Annotated in this window: 12 protein-coding genes; 6 read left to right on the top strand and 6 right to left on the bottom strand. The window is 67.7% G+C overall.

The window, feature by feature from the left end:
* Positions 1–11: 11 nt before the first annotated feature.
* Positions 12–317: an ATP-dependent Clp protease adapter ClpS gene (clpS, locus tag A5781_RS09110; protein WP_067204013.1), complete on the bottom strand. Its 306-nt coding sequence runs from the start codon at positions 315–317 to the stop codon at positions 12–14.
* Between the two features lie 67 nt (positions 318–384).
* Between clpS and A5781_RS09105 the strand changes: the two genes are divergently transcribed.
* Both A5781_RS09105 and A5781_RS09100 read left to right on the top strand, forming a co-directional pair.
* Complete coding sequence (locus A5781_RS09105; protein WP_067203916.1) at positions 385–1,698, top strand: nicotinate phosphoribosyltransferase; 1,314 nt, start codon at positions 385–387, stop codon at positions 1,696–1,698.
* Between the two features lie 19 nt (positions 1,699–1,717).
* The gene (locus A5781_RS09100) at positions 1,718–3,724 is read left to right on the top strand and encodes an ATP-dependent DNA helicase (protein ID WP_067203915.1); all 2,007 of its coding nucleotides are present in this window, start codon (positions 1,718–1,720) and stop codon (positions 3,722–3,724) included.
* A 2-nt stretch (positions 3,725–3,726) separates the two neighbouring features.
* On the opposite strand, the gene glgP is transcribed toward A5781_RS09100, so the two are convergent.
* Entirely contained in the window at positions 3,727–6,366 is a 2,640-nt protein-coding gene (gene glgP / locus A5781_RS09095; protein ID WP_067203914.1) for an alpha-glucan family phosphorylase, read from the bottom strand.
* 302 nt (positions 6,367–6,668) lie between these two features.
* Between glgP and A5781_RS09090 the strand changes: the two genes are divergently transcribed.
* Positions 6,669–8,783 carry an alpha-1,4-glucan--maltose-1-phosphate maltosyltransferase gene (locus A5781_RS09090; RefSeq protein ID WP_067203913.1) on the top strand — a complete coding sequence of 705 codons (2,115 nt, stop codon included), beginning with the start codon at positions 6,669–6,671 and terminating at the stop codon, positions 8,781–8,783.
* Between the two features lies 1 nt (position 8,784).
* Positions 8,785–10,980: a 1,4-alpha-glucan branching protein GlgB gene (gene glgB, locus A5781_RS09085; RefSeq protein ID WP_067203912.1), complete on the top strand. Its 2,196-nt coding sequence runs from the start codon at positions 8,785–8,787 to the stop codon at positions 10,978–10,980.
* Between the two features lie 4 nt (positions 10,981–10,984).
* Here the strand turns inward: glgB and A5781_RS09080 are convergent, their stop codons facing one another.
* Both A5781_RS09080 and A5781_RS09075 read right to left on the bottom strand, forming a co-directional pair.
* Positions 10,985–11,908 carry a tetratricopeptide repeat protein gene (locus A5781_RS09080; protein WP_067203911.1) on the bottom strand — a complete coding sequence of 308 codons (924 nt, stop codon included), beginning with the start codon at positions 11,906–11,908 and terminating at the stop codon, positions 10,985–10,987.
* Positions 11,909–12,092: 184 nt separating this feature from the next.
* Positions 12,093–13,274: an acetyl-CoA C-acetyltransferase gene (locus A5781_RS09075; RefSeq protein ID WP_067203910.1), complete on the bottom strand. Its 1,182-nt coding sequence runs from the start codon at positions 13,272–13,274 to the stop codon at positions 12,093–12,095.
* Positions 13,275–13,352: 78 nt separating this feature from the next.
* Here A5781_RS09075 and mce point away from each other — a divergent pair, with 78 nt between their 5' ends.
* Positions 13,353–13,820: a methylmalonyl-CoA epimerase gene (gene mce, locus A5781_RS09070; RefSeq protein ID WP_082939289.1), complete on the top strand. Its 468-nt coding sequence runs from the start codon at positions 13,353–13,355 to the stop codon at positions 13,818–13,820.
* A 10-nt stretch (positions 13,821–13,830) separates the two neighbouring features.
* Here mce and A5781_RS24925 read toward each other — a convergent pair whose 3' ends face one another.
* The gene (locus A5781_RS24925; protein WP_082939288.1) at positions 13,831–14,139 is read right to left on the bottom strand and encodes a hypothetical protein; all 309 of its coding nucleotides are present in this window, start codon (positions 14,137–14,139) and stop codon (positions 13,831–13,833) included.
* Between the two features lie 19 nt (positions 14,140–14,158).
* Positions 14,159–14,830 (bottom strand): endonuclease NucS, encoded by a 672-nt coding sequence (nucS, locus tag A5781_RS09065; RefSeq protein WP_067203908.1) that lies wholly within the window; start codon positions 14,828–14,830, stop codon positions 14,159–14,161.
* Between the two features lie 45 nt (positions 14,831–14,875).
* Between nucS and A5781_RS09060 the strand changes: the two genes are divergently transcribed.
* Positions 14,876–16,285 (top strand): adenylate/guanylate cyclase domain-containing protein (locus A5781_RS09060; RefSeq protein WP_067203907.1); only part of this gene is annotated, 1,410 nt, incomplete at its 3' end.

Raw genomic sequence — 16,285 nt, 5'->3', positions numbered from 1 at the left:
AGCCTCGAGTATCAGCGGTCCTGCTGCAGCGTGGCCCACAACCCGGCCGCATGCAGCTTGGACACGTCGACTTCCATGGATTCCCGGCTGCCGGCCGACACCACCGCCCTGCCTTCGTTGTGCACCTGCAGCATCAGCTTGGTGGCGTGCGGCTCGCTGTAGCCGAACAACTTCTGGAACACATACGTCACGTAGGTCATCAGGTTGACCGGGTCATCCCACACGATCGTGACCCACGGACTCGCCGTGACGTCTGCCGGAGCGGACTCGCGTTGTCCTGTAGTGCCCGGCTTAGTGGGCGCTGACATAACAACCATGACCTCCACGATACCGAGCGACCGGCGAGGTTTCCGAGCCCCCGACGGCAGCCGATACCGTTATGGAATGAACGACCCGGTCGTAACTGGGCTGCTTACCGACAAGTACGAGTTGACGATGCTGGCGGCGGCGCTGCGAGACGGTACCGCCGATCGCCCGACGACCTTCGAATTGTTCGCGCGCCGACTCCCCGAGGGGCGCCGCTACGGCGTGGTCTGTGGGACCGGCCGCCTGCTCGAAGCGTTGCCGCAGTTCGGCTTCGACGACGAGGCGTGTCAGCTGCTGGCGCAATTCCTCGATCCAGATGCGTTGCGCTACTTGCGCGATTTCCGGTTCCGCGGCGATATCGACGGCTACGCCGAAGGCGAGCTGTACTTCCCCGGCTCGCCCGTCTTGTCGGTGACCGGCACGTTCGCCGAATGTGTCGTGCTCGAGACGCTGGCGTTGTCGATCTTCAACCACGACACGGCGGTCGCGTCCGCAGCGGCGCGAATGGTGAGCGCGGCCAGGGACCGTCCGCTGATCGAGATGGGGTCACGACGCACCCACGAGCATGCCGCGGTCGCCGCGGCGCGTGCGGCCTATATCGCCGGCTTCGCCGCGTCCTCCAACCTCGAGGCCCAGCGCCGATACGGAATCCCCGCGCAGGGCACGTCGGCGCACGCGTTCACCATGCTGCACGCGAGCGGAGAGCCCGCCGAAGTGACGGAACTGGCCGCTTTCCGCGCGCAGGTCGACGCGCTGGGCGTCGACACCACGCTGCTGGTGGACACCTACGACGTGACGACCGGCGTGGCCAACGCCGTGGCCGCCGCCGGGGAGTCGCTCGGCGCGGTCCGCATCGACTCCGGGGAGTTGGGCGTGCTGGCCCGCCAGGTCCGCGAGCAGCTCGACGGTCTGGGAGCCACCGGAACCCGCATCGTGGTCTCCGGCGACCTCGACGAGTTCTCGATTGCCGCCCTGGGTGCCGAACCGGTGGACAGTTACGGCGTCGGCACGTCGCTCGTGACGGGTTCGGGCGCGCCGACGGCGAACATGGTCTACAAACTGGTCGAGGTCGACGGAATGCCGGTGCAAAAGCGGAGCAGCCACAAGGAATCCCGGGGCGGCCGCAAAGAGGCGCTGCGCCTGACGCGCACGTCCGGCACCGTCACCGAGGAGCTGGTGTACCCGGCGGGCCGGCGGCCCCCGGTCACCGAGCCGTCCCGGGTGTTGACCGTCCCACTGGTCCGCGGTGGCGACGTGGTGTCCAAACCGAATGTGGCCGCGGCGCGCGAGCTGGTAGCTTCCGGGCTGCGCAGTCTGCCGTGGGAAGGGCTGAACCTCTCCCACGGCGAACCCGCGATCCCGACGACGCTGATCCCCGCCGGCCGCCGGTAGCACCGCAGAGCAAAAGAGGCTGACCACGTCCGAAGTGTCCGTGCCCGAGTTGCTGGCCATCGCCGTGGCCGCGCTCGGCGGCAGTGAGCGCAGCGGCCAGCTCGAGATGGCCGGCGCCGTCGCGCGGGCGTTTTCCACCGGCGAGCATCTCGTCGTGCAGGCCGGTACCGGCACCGGAAAGTCGCTGGCATATCTGGTGCCCGCGATCGTCCGCGCCATCGATGACGACTCGCCAGTCGTCGTGTCCACGGCCACCATCGCGCTGCAGCGGCAGCTCGTCGATCGGGATCTGCCCAGGCTGATCGATTCGATCGCCGACGCCCTTCCCCGCCGCCCGCAGTTCGCGCTGCTCAAGGGCCGCCGAAACTATCTGTGCCTGAACAAGATTCACAACGGCGGCACCGAGGCCGAGGAAGACGCCGGTGACCGGCCGCAGGAGGAGCTCTTCGATCCCATGGCGGCCACCGCCCTTGGGCGTGACGTCCAACGGCTCACCACGTGGGCGACGACGACCGAGTCCGGTGACCGCGACGACCTGAAACCCGGTGTGCCGGATCGATCCTGGTCCCAGGTCAGCGTTTCGGCACGGGAATGCGTGGGCGTGGCGCGCTGCCCGTTCGGCTCCGAATGCTTCTCCGAGCGGGCGCGCGGCCGGGCCGGCGGCGCCGACATCGTGGTCACCAACCATGCGCTGCTCGCCATCGACGCCGTCGCCGAGTCTGCGGTGCTGCCCGAACACGCGCTGCTGGTCGTCGACGAGGCCCACGAGTTGGTCGACCGGGTGACGTCGGTGGCCACCGCGGAGCTGACGCCGGCCGCCCTGGGCGTCGCGGCGCGGCGGATCGCCCGGTTGGTGAACCCCGAACTGACCCAGCGATTGGAGGCGGCGACGGCCAACTTCGCCGCGGCGATCCATGCCGGCACGCCGGGCCGCATCGACCGCCTCGACGAGGAGCTGGCGACGTACGTGACCGCCCTGCGCGACGCGGCGGGCGCGGCACGCTCGGCGATCGACACCACGAGCGACGCGAAAGCGGCTGCCGCACGCGCCGAAGCAATAGCGGCGCTGAGCGAGATTTCCGATACCGCCTCGCGGGTCCTGTCGTCGTTCACCCCTGCCATTCCGGATCGCACCGAGGTGGTGTGGCTGGATCACGAGGACAACAGGGGCGCGCTGCGCCCGGTGTTGCGGGTGGCGCCGCTGTCGGTCGCGGGCCTGCTGCGCGACCGGGTGTTCTCTCGTTCCACCACCGTGTTGACGTCGGCGACCCTGACCATAGGCGGGTCTTTCGACGCGATGGCCGCGGGGTGGGGTCTGACCGCCGCCGATACCGAAATGCCCTGGCGCGGTGTCGACGTCGGCTCGCCGTTCGAGCACGCCAAGGCCGGAATCCTCTATGTCGCCGCGCACCTACCGCCCCCTGGCCGGGACGGCACCGGGTCGGCCGAGCAGCTGACCGAGATCGCCGAGCTCATCACCGCGGCGGGCGGGCGGACGCTGGGATTGTTCTCATCGATGCGCGCCGCGCGGGCCGCCGCGGAAGCCATGCGCCAACGGCTCTCGACGCCGGTGCTGTGTCAGGGCGACGACAGCACCTCCGCGCTGGTGGAGCAGTTCAGCGCCGACGAGCAGACCTCGTTGTTCGGCACGCTGTCGCTCTGGCAGGGCGTCGACGTCCCGGGGCCGTCCCTGTCCCTGGTGCTCATCGATCGCATCCCGTTTCCGCGGCCGGACGATCCGCTGCTGGGCGCCCGCCAGCGAGCAGTGGCCGCGCGCGGCGGCAATGGCTTCATGGCGGTCGCCGCCAGCCACGCCGCGTTGCTGTTGGCGCAGGGTTCGGGTCGGCTGTTGCGCCGCATCACCGACCGCGGAGTGGTCGCGTTGCTGGACTCGCGGATGGTCACCGCCGGCTACGGCGGCTACCTGCGTGCCTCGCTGCCGCCGTTCTGGCAGACCACGAATCCGGCGCAGGTCCGCGCCGCGCTGGAGCGGCTGCGCACCGCGTCGGAGGGCCTTCCGGCGTGACGTCAGCGGGCCAGCGTGACCAGACCCAACTCGGTGCCGGCGGCAAGCATCGGGTGGTGGGGCAGCACGCGAACGGTGTACCCGACCGCCCCGGCCAGCGGTAACAACAGCGTCGTCGAGAACACCTGGTTGCCGCCCTCGGCGGTCCCGGTATACGACATCTCGACGGTGACCGGATCCAGCAGCGCGTCGCTGGCGTCGACCCTGCCCACCACCCCTTGGACCGTGACCTCGTCGGGCGCCAGCCCGGCCAGCGCCACGGTGGCGGTCAGGGTGAGCTTGGAGCCGAGCACCGGCGTGTCGGGCAGCCCGGTGCTGTCCACATCGGTGATGGTGATCTTCGGCCAGGCCTCCTCGGCGCGCCGACGGTAGGCGGCCACCTCGCGGGCCGCCCCGAACTCGGCGCCGTCCGCACCGTCCTCGGCGGGCCCGACGGTCCTGCGCAGCGACTGCGCCGCGTGCGTGTAGTACTGCTCCACGTAGTCGCGCACCATGCGCGACGCCAGTACCTTCGGGCCGAGCGTCTGCAGCGTGTGCCGCACCATCTCGATCCACCGTGGCGGCGCCCCGTGTTCGTCACGTTCGTAGAACTTGGGCGCCACGGCCTGCTCCAGCAGGTCGTAGAGCGCGCTGGCCTCCAGGTCGTCGCGGCGAGCCTCGTCGGCCACGCCGTCGGCAGACGGTATCTCCCAACCGTTTTCGCCGTCGTACCACTCGTCCCACCAACCATCGCGGATAGACAGGTTCAGCCCACCGTTGAGCGCGCTCTTCATCCCGGAGGTGCCGCAGGCCTCCAGCGGCCGCAGGGGGTTGTTCAGCCAGACGTCGCAACCCCAGTACAAGTGCCGTGCCATGGACATGTCGTAGTCGGGCAAAAACGCGATGCGGTGGCGCACCTCCGGCCGGTCGGCGAAGCGCACCACCTGCTGGATCAACGCCTTCCCCCCGTCGTCGGCCGGGTGCGACTTCCCGGCGACGATCAGCTGAATCGGCCTGTCCTCATCGAGCAGCAGGCGTTCGAGCCGCTCCGGGTCGCGCAGCATCAGCGTCAGCCGCTTGTACGTGGGCACCCGCCGGGCGAAGCCGATGGTGAGCACATTCGGATCGAATGCCGTTGCTATCCAGCCTAATTCGGCGTCCGATGCGCCGCGTTCCAGCCAGGATTTGCGTAGCCGCCGCCGGACGTCCTCGACCAGCAGCGACCGCAATTGCGAGCGGATCCACCAGAGATGGCCCGCGTCAACCTGGTTCAGTCGAAGCCAGACGCCCGGATCGCCGAACGAATCCGACCCGGCCAGCTCACGCCCCAACTGCAACCATTGCGGCGCCGCCCAGGTGCGCGCGTGAACTCCGTTGGTGATCGACCCGATCGGCACCTCGTCCGCGTCGAACCCGGACCACAGCTCGCTGAACATGGCCCGACTCACCTCACCGTGCAGCAACGAGACTCCGTTGGCCCGCTGTGCCAGCCGCAGACCCATGTGCGCCATGTTGAATTTCGTCGGATCGTCCTCGGAGCCAAGCGCGAGAATCCGGGCCGTCGGTACGCCCGGCAACAACGCGGGCGCACTCTTGGAACCGGCTTTCTTCTTACCGGGATCGTCCTCGACGTGGCCGTCGAAGTAGAGCCGCACCATGTCGATCGGGAACCGGTCGATACCGGCGGGGACCGGAGTGTGAGTGGTGAACACGGTGCTGGATCGCACGACGGCCAGCGCGGTGTCGAAGTCCAACCCCGCATCGGTCATCAACTCGCGGATGCGTTCCGCTCCGAGGAACCCCGCGTGTCCCTCGTTCATGTGGAACACCTCGGGCGCGGGCAGGCCCTCGATGGCAGTGAACGCGCGGATCGCCCGCACCCCGCCGATGCCGGCCAGCAGCTCCTGCCTCATCCGGTGTTCCTGGTCACCGCCGTACAGCCGGTCGGTGATGCCGCGCAGCTCATGCTCGTTCTCGGGGACATCGGAATCGAGCAGGAGCAGCGGTACCCGGCCCACCTGAGCAACCCAGATCCGCGCGTGCAGCTGGGCGGAGTCGGGAAGCGTCAGCTCGACCAGGACGGGATCGCCAGCGGCATCGGTGAGTAGCCGCAGCGGCAGCCCCTGCGGGTCCAGCGACGGGTAGGTCTCGTTCTGCCAGCCGTCCGCGGTCAGCGACTGGCGGAAATAGCCGGACCGGTAGTAGAGGCCCACCGCCACCAGGGGCACGCCCAGATCGGAGGCCGACTTCAGGTGGTCGCCGGCGAGGATTCCCAAGCCACCCGAGTAGTTGGGCAGCACCTCGGCGACTCCGAACTCCATCGAGAAGTAGGCGATGGCCGTCGGCGTCGCCACGCCTTCGGCTTGCTGCTGCTGGTACCACAGCGGACGGCTCAGGTATTCGTTCAGGTCGGCGGCCAACTGGTCGAGTCGGCCGAGGAACGTTTCGTCGAGCGCCAGCTCATCGAGTCGTGCCGGATTCACCGCGCCCAGCAACGCCACCGGATCAGAGCCGCACCGCTCCCACAGGCCGGCGTCGATGGTCGCGAACAAGTCCTGGGTCGGCTTGTCCCATGACCATCGCAAGTTGGTCGACAGCTGATCCAGCGCGGCCAGCCGTTCGGGAAGGTGAGCGCGGACGGTAAAGCGGCGGAGGGCTTTCACGCGTCCTTACCTTACTGAGGATTTCGCCCCACGCACGGCGGCGGTAGGGACGGCTTTTCCCGCCGAGGGTGTGACCGGACACTAGGCTGGGTATCGGTTAGTTATTGGGGCCGCAACGGTGCTTCCCCACAGAGGAAGTTTCCCCACGACAGGAAGTTTCGCCAGACGAGAGGCATTCCGCGACGGAGCACACCGCGGTTTGGCCGCACACAATCGGAACCAGTCGACGACGATGCACTGCCGGCCACGATGCGGTCCGCGAAGCGGGCCGAAGAGGAGCTGGCAAATCGGAACGGAGTGTTGTGCCTGGTCGTGTCGAGATCGATAACGTACAACCCGTCGTCTCCTGCGGCGCGTATCCCGCCAAGGCGGTGGTCGGTGAGACCATCCCGGTCAGCGCGGCGGTATGGCGGGAGGGCCACGAGGCTGTCGCGGCGACGCTAGTCGTGCGGTACCTCGGACCGCGTTATCCGCAAGTAAGCGAAACCCGCCGGATCAAAGCGGTCCAGGCCCCGGTGAAGGCCGCGGCGGAAGTCGACGGGGCGGTGGATCAGCAACGGATCAAGCCACTGCTGCTGCCGATGACGTTGGGCCTCGAGCCCTATGTCTTCCACGGGCAATTCACGCCCGACCGGGTGGGCCTGTGGACCTTCAGGGTCGACGGCTGGGGCGACCCCATCCACTCCTGGAAGCATGGCCTGGTTGCCAAGCTCGAGGCCGGGCAGGGCGAGACGGAACTGTCCAACGACCTCTTGCTCGGGGCCGCGCTGTTCGAGCGCGCCGCCACGGGGGTGCCGCGCGCCCGGCGCGAACCACTGATGGCGGCCGCCACGGCGTTGCGAAGCCCGGGGGACCCGATCACCCGCACCTCGTTGGCCCTGGGGCCGGAAATCGACGAGATCCTGGCCGAGTATCCGTTGCGCGATCTGGTCACCCGCGGCGACCAGTACGGGGTCTGGGTGGACCGGCCGCTGGCCCGCTTCGGCTCCTGGTACGAGATGTTCCCCCGCTCGACCGGCGGGTGGGACGCCGAGGGCAAGCCCGTGCACGGCACGTTCGCCACGGCGGCCGCCGAGCTTCCGCGCATCGCGGCAATGGGATTCGACGTGGTGTACCTGCCGCCGATCCACCCGATCGGCAAGGTGCACCGCAAGGGCCGCAACAACTCTCCCACCGCCGCTCCCGGAGATGTTGGTTCCCCGTGGGCAATCGGCAGCGACGAGGGCGGCCACGATGCCGTCCACCCGGACCTGGGCACCATCGAAGACTTCGACGCATTCGTCGCCGCGGCGCGTGAGCTGGGCATGGAGGTGTCGCTGGACTTTGCGTTGCAGTGCGCCCCGGACCATCCGTGGGCGCGCGACCACCGTGAGTGGTTCACCGAGCTGCCCGACGGCACCATCGCCTACGCGGAGAACCCGCCCAAGAAATACCAAGACATCTATCCGCTCAACTTCGACAACGACCCGGCGGGCCTCTACGACGAGGTGCTGCGCGTCGTCCGGCACTGGATGGACCACGGCGTCAAGTTCTTTCGGGTCGACAACCCGCACACCAAGCCGCCGAACTTCTGGGCATGGCTGATCGCCCAGGCGAAGAGCATCGACCCCGATGTGCTGTTCCTCTCGGAGGCCTTCACGCCCCCGGCCCGTCAGTACGGACTGGCCAAGCTCGGGTTCACGCAGTCCTACAGCTACTTCACCTGGCGCACGGCCAAGCAGGAACTCACCGAGTTCGGCGACGCCATCGCCGCCGCCGCGGACTTTCGGCGCCCGAACCTGTTCGTGAACACCCCCGACATCCTGCACGCCATCCTGCAGCACAACGGCCCTGGCATGTTCGCGATCCGGGCGGTTCTGGCGGCGACCATGGCCCCGGCCTGGGGCGTGTATTCGGGTTACGAGCTCTTCGAGCACCGCGCTGTGCGGGAAGGCAGCGAGGAGTACCTGAACTCCGAGAAGTACGAACTGCGGCCTCGTGATTTCGCGGGCGCCCTGGCCGAAGGGCGGTCGCTCGAACCGTTCATCACGCGGCTCAACTCCATACGCCGGCTACATCCAGCGCTGCAGCAGTTGCGTACCATCCATTTCCACTCCGCGGACAACGATGCGCTGCTTGCCTACAGCAAATTCGACCCGGCGACCGGCGACTGTGTGTTGGTGGTCGTGACGCTCAACGCGTTCGGGGCCGAGGAAGCCACGCTGTTTTTGGATATGGCGGCTTTGGGTATGGAGCCTTATGAGCGTTTCTGGGTGCGCGACGAAATCACCGGCCAGGAATTCCAATGGGGGCAAGCCAACTACGTTCGCATCGACCCTGCGCGAGCGGTCGCGCATGTCATCAACATGCCACTCATCCCGCAGGAGTCCCGAATGACGCTGCTCCGCAGGCCACCAAAAGGACCGGAGGGATTGTGACATGAGCCAAGCCGACCAACTCGCCAGGACGCACCTGGCGCCCGACCCCGCCGACCTGTCGCGCCTGCTGGCCGGCACGCATCACAACCCGCACGGCATCTTGGGCGCCCACGAGTACACCGACCACACCGTCATCCGGGCCTTCCGCCCGCACGCGGTTGAGGTCGTTGCGCTCGTCGGAGACGACCGTTTTCCGTTGGAGCACATCGAGTCCGGCCTGTTCGCCGTGGCGCTCCCCTTCGTCAACCTGATCGACTACCGACTGCAGGTGAAGTACGAGGGTTCCGACCCGTACACCGTCGCCGACGCCTACCGCTTCCTGCCCACTTTGGGCGAGATCGACCTCTTCTTGTTCGGGGAGGGCCGTCACGAGCGACTCTGGGAAGTCCTTGGCGCGCACCCCCGTTCGTTCACCACGGCCGACGGCGTCGTCAACGGCGTGTCGTTCGCGGTGTGGGCGCCCAACGCCAAGGGCGTCAGCCTGATCGGCGAGTTCAACGGCTGGACGGGCAGCGATGCCCCGATGCGGTCGCTGGGCTCCTCGGGCGTGTGGGAGCTGTTCTGGCCCGACTTCCCCGCCAACGGCCTGTACAAGTTTCGCGTGCACGGCGCTGACGGCGTCGTGACCGACCGGGCCGACCCCATGGCGTTCGCCACCGAAGTGCCGCCGCACACCGCGTCCCGCGTGACGCGCAGCGAATACACGTGGCAGGACGCCGAATGGATGGAACGGCGCACCCAGCGCAATCCGGTGTTCGAGCCGATGAGCACCTACGAAGTCCACCTCGGCTCGTGGCGCCCCGGACTCGGTTACCGGCAACTGGCCGAGGAGCTGACCAATTATGTGGTCGAGCACGGGTTCACCCACGTCGAGTTGCTTCCGGTCGCCGAGCACCCGTTCGCCGGGTCGTGGGGCTACCAGGTGACGTCGTACTACGCGCCGACATCGCGATTCGGCACGCCCGACGAATTCCGGGCGTTGGTCGATGCGCTGCACCACGCCGGCATCGGCGTCATCGTTGACTGGGTGCCGGCGCACTTCCCGAAGGATGCGTGGGCGCTGGGACGGTTTGACGGCACCCCGCTCTACGAACACGCCGATCCCAAGCGCGGTGAGCAACTCGACTGGGGCACTTACGTTTTCGACTTCGGGCGCGCCGAGGTACGTAACTTCCTGGTGGCCAACGCGCTGTATTGGCTCGAGGAGTACCACGTCGACGGGCTACGGGTCGACGCCGTTGCCTCCATGCTGTATCTGGACTACTCGCGCCCCGACGGCGGCTGGACGACGAACATCTACGGCGGCCGGGAAAACCTGGAGGCCGTGCAATTTCTGCAGGAGATGAACGCCACGGTGCACAAGTCGGCCCCGGGCATCGTCACCATCGCCGAGGAGTCGACGTCGTGGCCCGGCGTCACTCGCCCGACAAACCTTGGCGGCCTGGGCTTTTCGATGAAGTGGAACATGGGCTGGATGCACGACACGCTCGACTACATCAGCCGCGACCCGATCTACCGCAATTACCACCACCACGAGATGACGTTCTCGATGCTCTACGCATTCAGCGAGAACTACGTGCTGCCGATCAGCCACGACGAGGTGGTGCACGGCAAAGGCACGCTGTGGGGGCGCATGCCCGGCAACAACCACGTCAAGGCCGCCGGGCTGCGCAGCCTGCTCGCCTACCAGTGGGCGCATCCCGGCAAGCAATTGCTGTTCATGGGACAGGAATTCGGCCAGCGCGCCGAGTGGTCCGAGGAGCGCGGCCTGGATTGGTGGCAGCTCGACGAGCAAGGCTTCTCGAACGGCGTCCTGCGTCTGGTGCGCGACATCAATGCCATCTACCGCAACCACCCCGCGCTGTGGAGCCAGGACACCGTCCCCGACGGTTACTCCTGGATCGACGCCAACGACTCGGCCAACAACGTGTTGAGCTTCCTGCGCTATGGCAGCGATGGCTCGGTCATGGCCTGCGTGTTCAACTTCGCCGGCAACGAGCACAGCGGATACCGGCTCGGCCTGCCGTCGGCCGGCCGTTGGCGCGAGGTGCTCAACACCGACGCCACCGCCTACAACGGCACCGGCGCCGGCAACATGGGCGGTGTCGATGCCTCCGAGGACCCGTGGCACGGGCGACCCGCATCGGCGGTGTTGGTGCTGCCGCCCAGTTCGGCCTTATGGCTGGAGCCCGAGTAGGCCGTCAGTAGAGCGCGTTGGCGAGGTTGCGCCGTCCGGCGACGACCTCGGGGTCGGCAGGATCGAAAAGTTCGAAAAGCTCGATCAATCGGGTGCGTACCCGGGTGCGCTCGTCCCCGGACGTGCTGCGCACCAAGGCAATCAGGCGGTCAAAGGCCGCGCTCACATCCTGGTTGAGGATTTGCACGTCGGCGGCGGCGAAGGCCGCATCGACGTCGCTCGGTGCCGCGTCGGCAGCCGCGAGGGCATCCGGGGAGTGGGTGGTTGCGCGCTTGAGGAAGTCGATCTGCCGGATCGCGCCCTTGGCTTCGACGCTGCCCGGATTGGCGTCCAGGATCGCTTGATACGAGGCTCTGGCCGCCTCGAAATCACCCGTCTCGAGCTGTTCGCGGGCCGCCGCCAGCTCGGGGTCGACCTCGTCGGCGTCCGCGGAACCGCTTGGGCCCTTGAGCTTTCCGGCCGTCGCCGAGAGAAGCGAGTCCACCCAGCCCCGCAACTGGTCGGGCGGCTGCATCCCCTGGAAGCTGGACAGCGGCTGTCCGCCGGCCAGAGCCACGACGGTCGGCACCGCATCTACGCCGAATATCTGGGCCACCCTTGGCGCCACGTCGACGTTGACCGTCGCCAGGGACCACTTGCCGTTGTCCTCGGCGGCCAGGCCGGACATGATGTCGACGAGCTCGACACACGCATCGCTGCGCGGCGACCAGAGCAGCACCACGACCGGCACTTCCTCGGACCGGAGCAGGACTTCGGTTTCGAAGTTGGCCTCGGTGATCGAGGTAACTCCAGGACCGGCCTCAGCGGCCGGCGTTGCGCCGGCGCCCGGCGCGCCGGTCGGCGGTTGTTGCTGGGCCCGTTGCTTGAGGCCGGACAAGTCGACCGCACCAGCCATCGCCGGGCCTATCGAGGGTCGCGGACGCGTCACGTCGTCAAGTTTGTCATGCGCATTGGTGACCTATCCACCCGGTGGCGACCACGTCCCGGCGCCGCCGTGCAGGCCCGGAGCCGCGCGAAACGGCCCTCGACCGGGGCATATGACGAAGATCACAAAAATTTCCGGACGTGTTGAGCCAGCAACGTCGGCGAGGGCGCCCGCGGGCCCGGTCGAGTTACTTCGCCCGCAGAATCAGCGCGTCGCCCTGGCCACCCGCGCCGCACAGTGCCGCGACGGCGTAGCCGGACCCGCGGCGGGCCAGTTCCAGGGCCGCATGCAGCGTGATCCGTGCGCCCGACATGCCGATGGGATGCCCGACGGCGATCGCACCGCCGTTGACGTTGACGATCTCGGGATCCAGGCCGAGTTCGCGGGTCGAGGCCAGCGCGACCGCCGAGAACGCCTCGTTGATTTCCACGACGTCGAGCTGGTCGACGGAGATGCCCTCGCGGCTGAGCGCTTTCTTGATCGCGTTGGCGGGCTGCGACTGCAGGGTGGAGTCCGGCCCGGCCACCACACCGTGAGCGCCGATTTCGACCAGCCAGGTCAAGCCCAGCTCCTGCGCCTTGGCCTTGTTCATCACCACCACGGCCGCCGCCCCGTCGGAGATCTGAGACGCCGAACCGGCGGTGATGGTGCCATCGCGACGGAAGGCCGGTTTGAGGCCGGCCAGGGACTCGGCGGTGGTGTTGGCGCGAATCCCCTCGTCCTCGGTGAACGGCAGCGAATCACCCTTGCGCTGGGGGATGTTGACCGGCACGACTTCGTCGGCGAAGACGCCGTCCTTCCATGCCGCGGCCGCCTTCTGATGCGACCGCGCAGCGAACTCGTCCTGCTCCTGGCGGGTGAATTCGTCCACGTCGTTGCGCTGCTCGGTGAGCGCGCCCATCGGCTGGTCGGTGAACACGTCGTACAGACCGTCGTAGGCCATGTGGTCGAGGACCGTGACATCGCCGTACTTGTAGCCCGCCCGGCTGTCCATCAGCAAATGAGGCGCCTTGGTCATGGACTCCTGCCCCCCGGCCACCACCACGTCGAACTCCCCGGCTCGAATGAGCTGGTCAGCGAGCGCGATGGCGTCGATGCCGGACAGGCACATCTTGTTGATGGTCAGCGCCGGAACGTCCCAGCCGATGCCGGCCGCAACGGCCGCCTGGCGCGCGGGCATCTGGCCGGCCCCGGCCGTCAGCACCTGCCCCATGATCACGTACTCGACCGCCGAGGCGGGTACGTTGGCCTTCTCCAGCGCGCCGGCGATCGCGATGCCACCCAGGTCGCTGGCCGAAAAATCCTTCAGCGAACCCATCAACTTGCCGATCGGCGTGCGCGCTCCAGCAACTATCACCGACGTCGTTATGAAAACCTCCTAGGGGTCCGTGGACGGCCGGTTCGGCCTCCCGGAGAAGCGCAATCTTTGCCGCCAGGTTACCTTTATGTGATGACGACCGATCAAGTTGACGCCCGTCAGATCCTGGCCACCGGCCTGGTGACGGCGATCGATCACGTCGGCATCGCAGTCGCCGACCTGGACGCGGCAATCGCCTGGTATCACGACCACCTCGGCATGAACCTGGTGCACGAGGAAGTCAACGAGGAGCAGGGAATCCGCGAGGCCATGCTGGCCGTGCGCGACGCCCCGGCTGGTACCGCGCAGATCCAGCTGATGGCCCCGTTCGACGACTCCTCGACCATCGCGAAGTTCCTCGACAAGCGCGGGCCCGGCATCCAGCAGATGGCGGTTCGCGTGAGCGACCTCGACGGCGTGATCGAGCATCTGCGCTCCCAGGGCATCCGGCTCATCTACGACGCGCCGCGTCGCGGCACGGCAAACTCGCGGATCAACTTCATCCACCCCAAGGACGCCGGTGGCGTTCTCATCGAACTGGTCGAACCGGCCGCCTGAGTCCCTCCGATCAGGACCACTTCCGGGTCGGGCCCCGCGTGGCGCGGTGGCTCCAGCACGGGGAATGCCAATGCCGCCGATCTTCGACCAGTCCTGGGCCTCCCCCGAGCGTCGAGTCGGTCGGCCACACCACCAGATGTGCGGTGCCGGCGCGTATTTCGTGGTCACAACCGGGACAGCGGTACGTCTTGACCGCACGGTCCGCCGCGACGGGACGGACTTCGTACTCGTGGCCGTCGGGCCCGATCTCCACCCGGCGCGGCGCCAGGGGCGGCAGTGACGGCCGCTGCCGACGTGGCGGTGTGCGGCGCCTAGCCATTCCACCAGCCTAGCGGGGTTCAGAACAGCCGGTACTCGTCGCTGTCCATCCCTCGCATCTTGTCGTAATCCAGTGTGATGCAACGGATCCCGCGGTCAGTGGCTAGCGTGCGCGCTTGCGGCTTGATCTGCTGGGCGGCGAACACCCCCCTCACCGGCGCGAGCACGCTGTCGCGATTGAGCAACTCGAGGTAGCGGGTGAGCTGCTCGACGCCGTCGATCTCGCCGCGCCGTTTGATTTCCACCGCGACGGAACCGCCCCGCTCGTCACGACAGAGCAGGTCGACGGGCCCGATGGCGGTCATGTATTCGCGACGCACCAGCGTGTAGCCGTCGCCGAGCAGTTGCACGTGCTCGGCGAGCAACGCCTGCAAGTGGGCTTCGACGCCGTCCTTGACCAGCCCGGGGTCAACGCCCAGATCGTGGCTGGAGTCGTGCTCGACCACCTCGACGGTGATGCGCAGCTGTTCCCCGGCCTTGTTCTGGACGACCCACACGGGCACCTGATCATCGGGCTCCTCGGTGAGCCAGCAAGGTGGACTCATCCAGTTCAGCGGCTTATAGGCGCGGTCGTCGGCGTGCACGCTGACCGATCCGTCGGCCTTGAACAGCAACAACCTGCGGGCCGACGGAAGATGCGCGGTGAGCCGGCCGACATAGTCCACAGTGCACTGGGCGATCACTAGACGCACCCGACTCACCTTAGAGCGTGGCCGACAAATTAGGCTGACGCCACCATGTCGGCCAACCAGAGCTTGGCAAAACGCATCGGCCGGGTGCTCGAGACGGTCACCCGGCAGAGCGGCCGGCTACCAGAGACCCCGGCGTACGGCTCGCTGCTGCTGGGACGGGTCTCCGAAAGCCAGCGACGTCGCCGCATTCGCATCCAGGTCATCCTGACGGTGCTGGTCTTGGGCGTCAACCTGATCGGCATCGCCGTCGCCCTGCTCCTGGTGACCGTCGCCATTCCGCAGCCGAGCGTGTTCGACGCGCCGTGGTGGATCACCTTCGCGGCATCACCGGCCTATATCGCGCTGGCGCTGGCGGTGGGCACCTATTGGATCACCCGCAGGACCGTCGTGTCGCTGCGCTGGGCGATCGAGGAGCGCACGCCGGACCGGGATGACGAACGAAACACCTTCCTGGCCCCATGGCGGATCGCCCGCTTCGATCTCATTCTGTGGGGTGTCGGGGCGACGGTGCTGACGACGCTCTACGGCCTGGTCAACACGCTGTTCATCCCGCGCTTCCTCATCGCGGTGGGCATCTGCGGCATCTTGGTGGCCACCGGCAGTTATCTGCTCGCCGAGTTCGCGCTGCGTCCGGCGGCGGCTCAGGCACTGGAAGCGGGGCCACCACCGCGGCGATTCGCCTCGGGGATCATGGGCCGGACGATGGTGGTCTGGTTCCTCGGCTCGGGCCTGCCCGTTCTCGGTATCGCCTTCCTGGCGGGCTTTCAGGCCGTGATGCGCAATCTGACCGAAACCCAGTTCGCCGTCGGCGTGCTGATCGTGTCGATCGCGACGCTCATCTTCGGTTGCCTCTTGATGTGGATCCTGGCCTGGCTCACCGCAACTCCGGTGCGCGTGGTCCGCGCGGCGCTCAGGCGTGTCGAGCGCGGTGATCTTCGGGGCGACCTCGTGGTTTTCGACGGGACCGAACTCGGTGAGTTACAACGCGGATTCAACGCGATGGTCGACGGGCTGCGCGAGCGCGAACGCGTTCGCGACCTGTTCGGTCGGCACGTCGGGCGCGAGGTCGCCCTGGCCGCCGAACGTGAGCGACCGAAGCTGGGTGGCGAAGAACGCCATGTGGCGGTCGTATTCATCGACATCGTCGGGTCGACCAAGCTGGTGACGAGCCGGCCTGCGGCGGAGATCGTCCAGTTGCTCAACCGGTTCTTCGGGATAATCGTCGAGGAAGTGGACCGACACTGCGGGCTGGTCAACAAGTTTGAGGGCGATGCGACGCTGGCCGTGTTCGGGGCGCCTAATCATCTGGACCGCCCCGAAGAGCAAGCGCTGGCCGCCGCGCGCACCATCGCCGAGCGGCTGAACAACGAAATCTCCGAGTGCCGGGCCGGTATCGGCGTGGCGGCGGGACAAGTTGTGGCCGGGAACGTCGGCGCCAGGGAACGCTTCGAATAC

The sequence above is a fragment of the Mycobacterium sp. 852002-30065_SCH5024008 genome, assembly GCF_001665645.1.
GTDB classification, from domain to species: Bacteria; Actinomycetota; Actinomycetes; order Mycobacteriales; family Mycobacteriaceae; genus Mycobacterium; species Mycobacterium paraffinicum.
The sequence above is the reverse complement of the archived record's forward strand: the minus strand, read 5'-3'. Positions and strand labels throughout refer to the sequence as shown.

Bases quoted from the DNA above. Each gene is read 5' to 3' on its own strand.
- glgB (WP_067203912.1), top strand. From the start codon at position 8,785: ATGAGCCAAGCCGACCAACTCGCCAGGACGCACCTGGCGCCCGACCCC.
- clpS (WP_067204013.1), bottom strand. From the start codon at position 317: ATGGTTGTTATGTCAGCGCCCACTAAGCCGGGCACTACAGGACAACGC.
- A5781_RS09105 (WP_067203916.1), top strand. From the start codon at position 385: ATGAACGACCCGGTCGTAACTGGGCTGCTTACCGACAAGTACGAGTTG.
- A5781_RS24925 (WP_082939288.1), bottom strand. From the start codon at position 14,139: ATGGCTAGGCGCCGCACACCGCCACGTCGGCAGCGGCCGTCACTGCCG.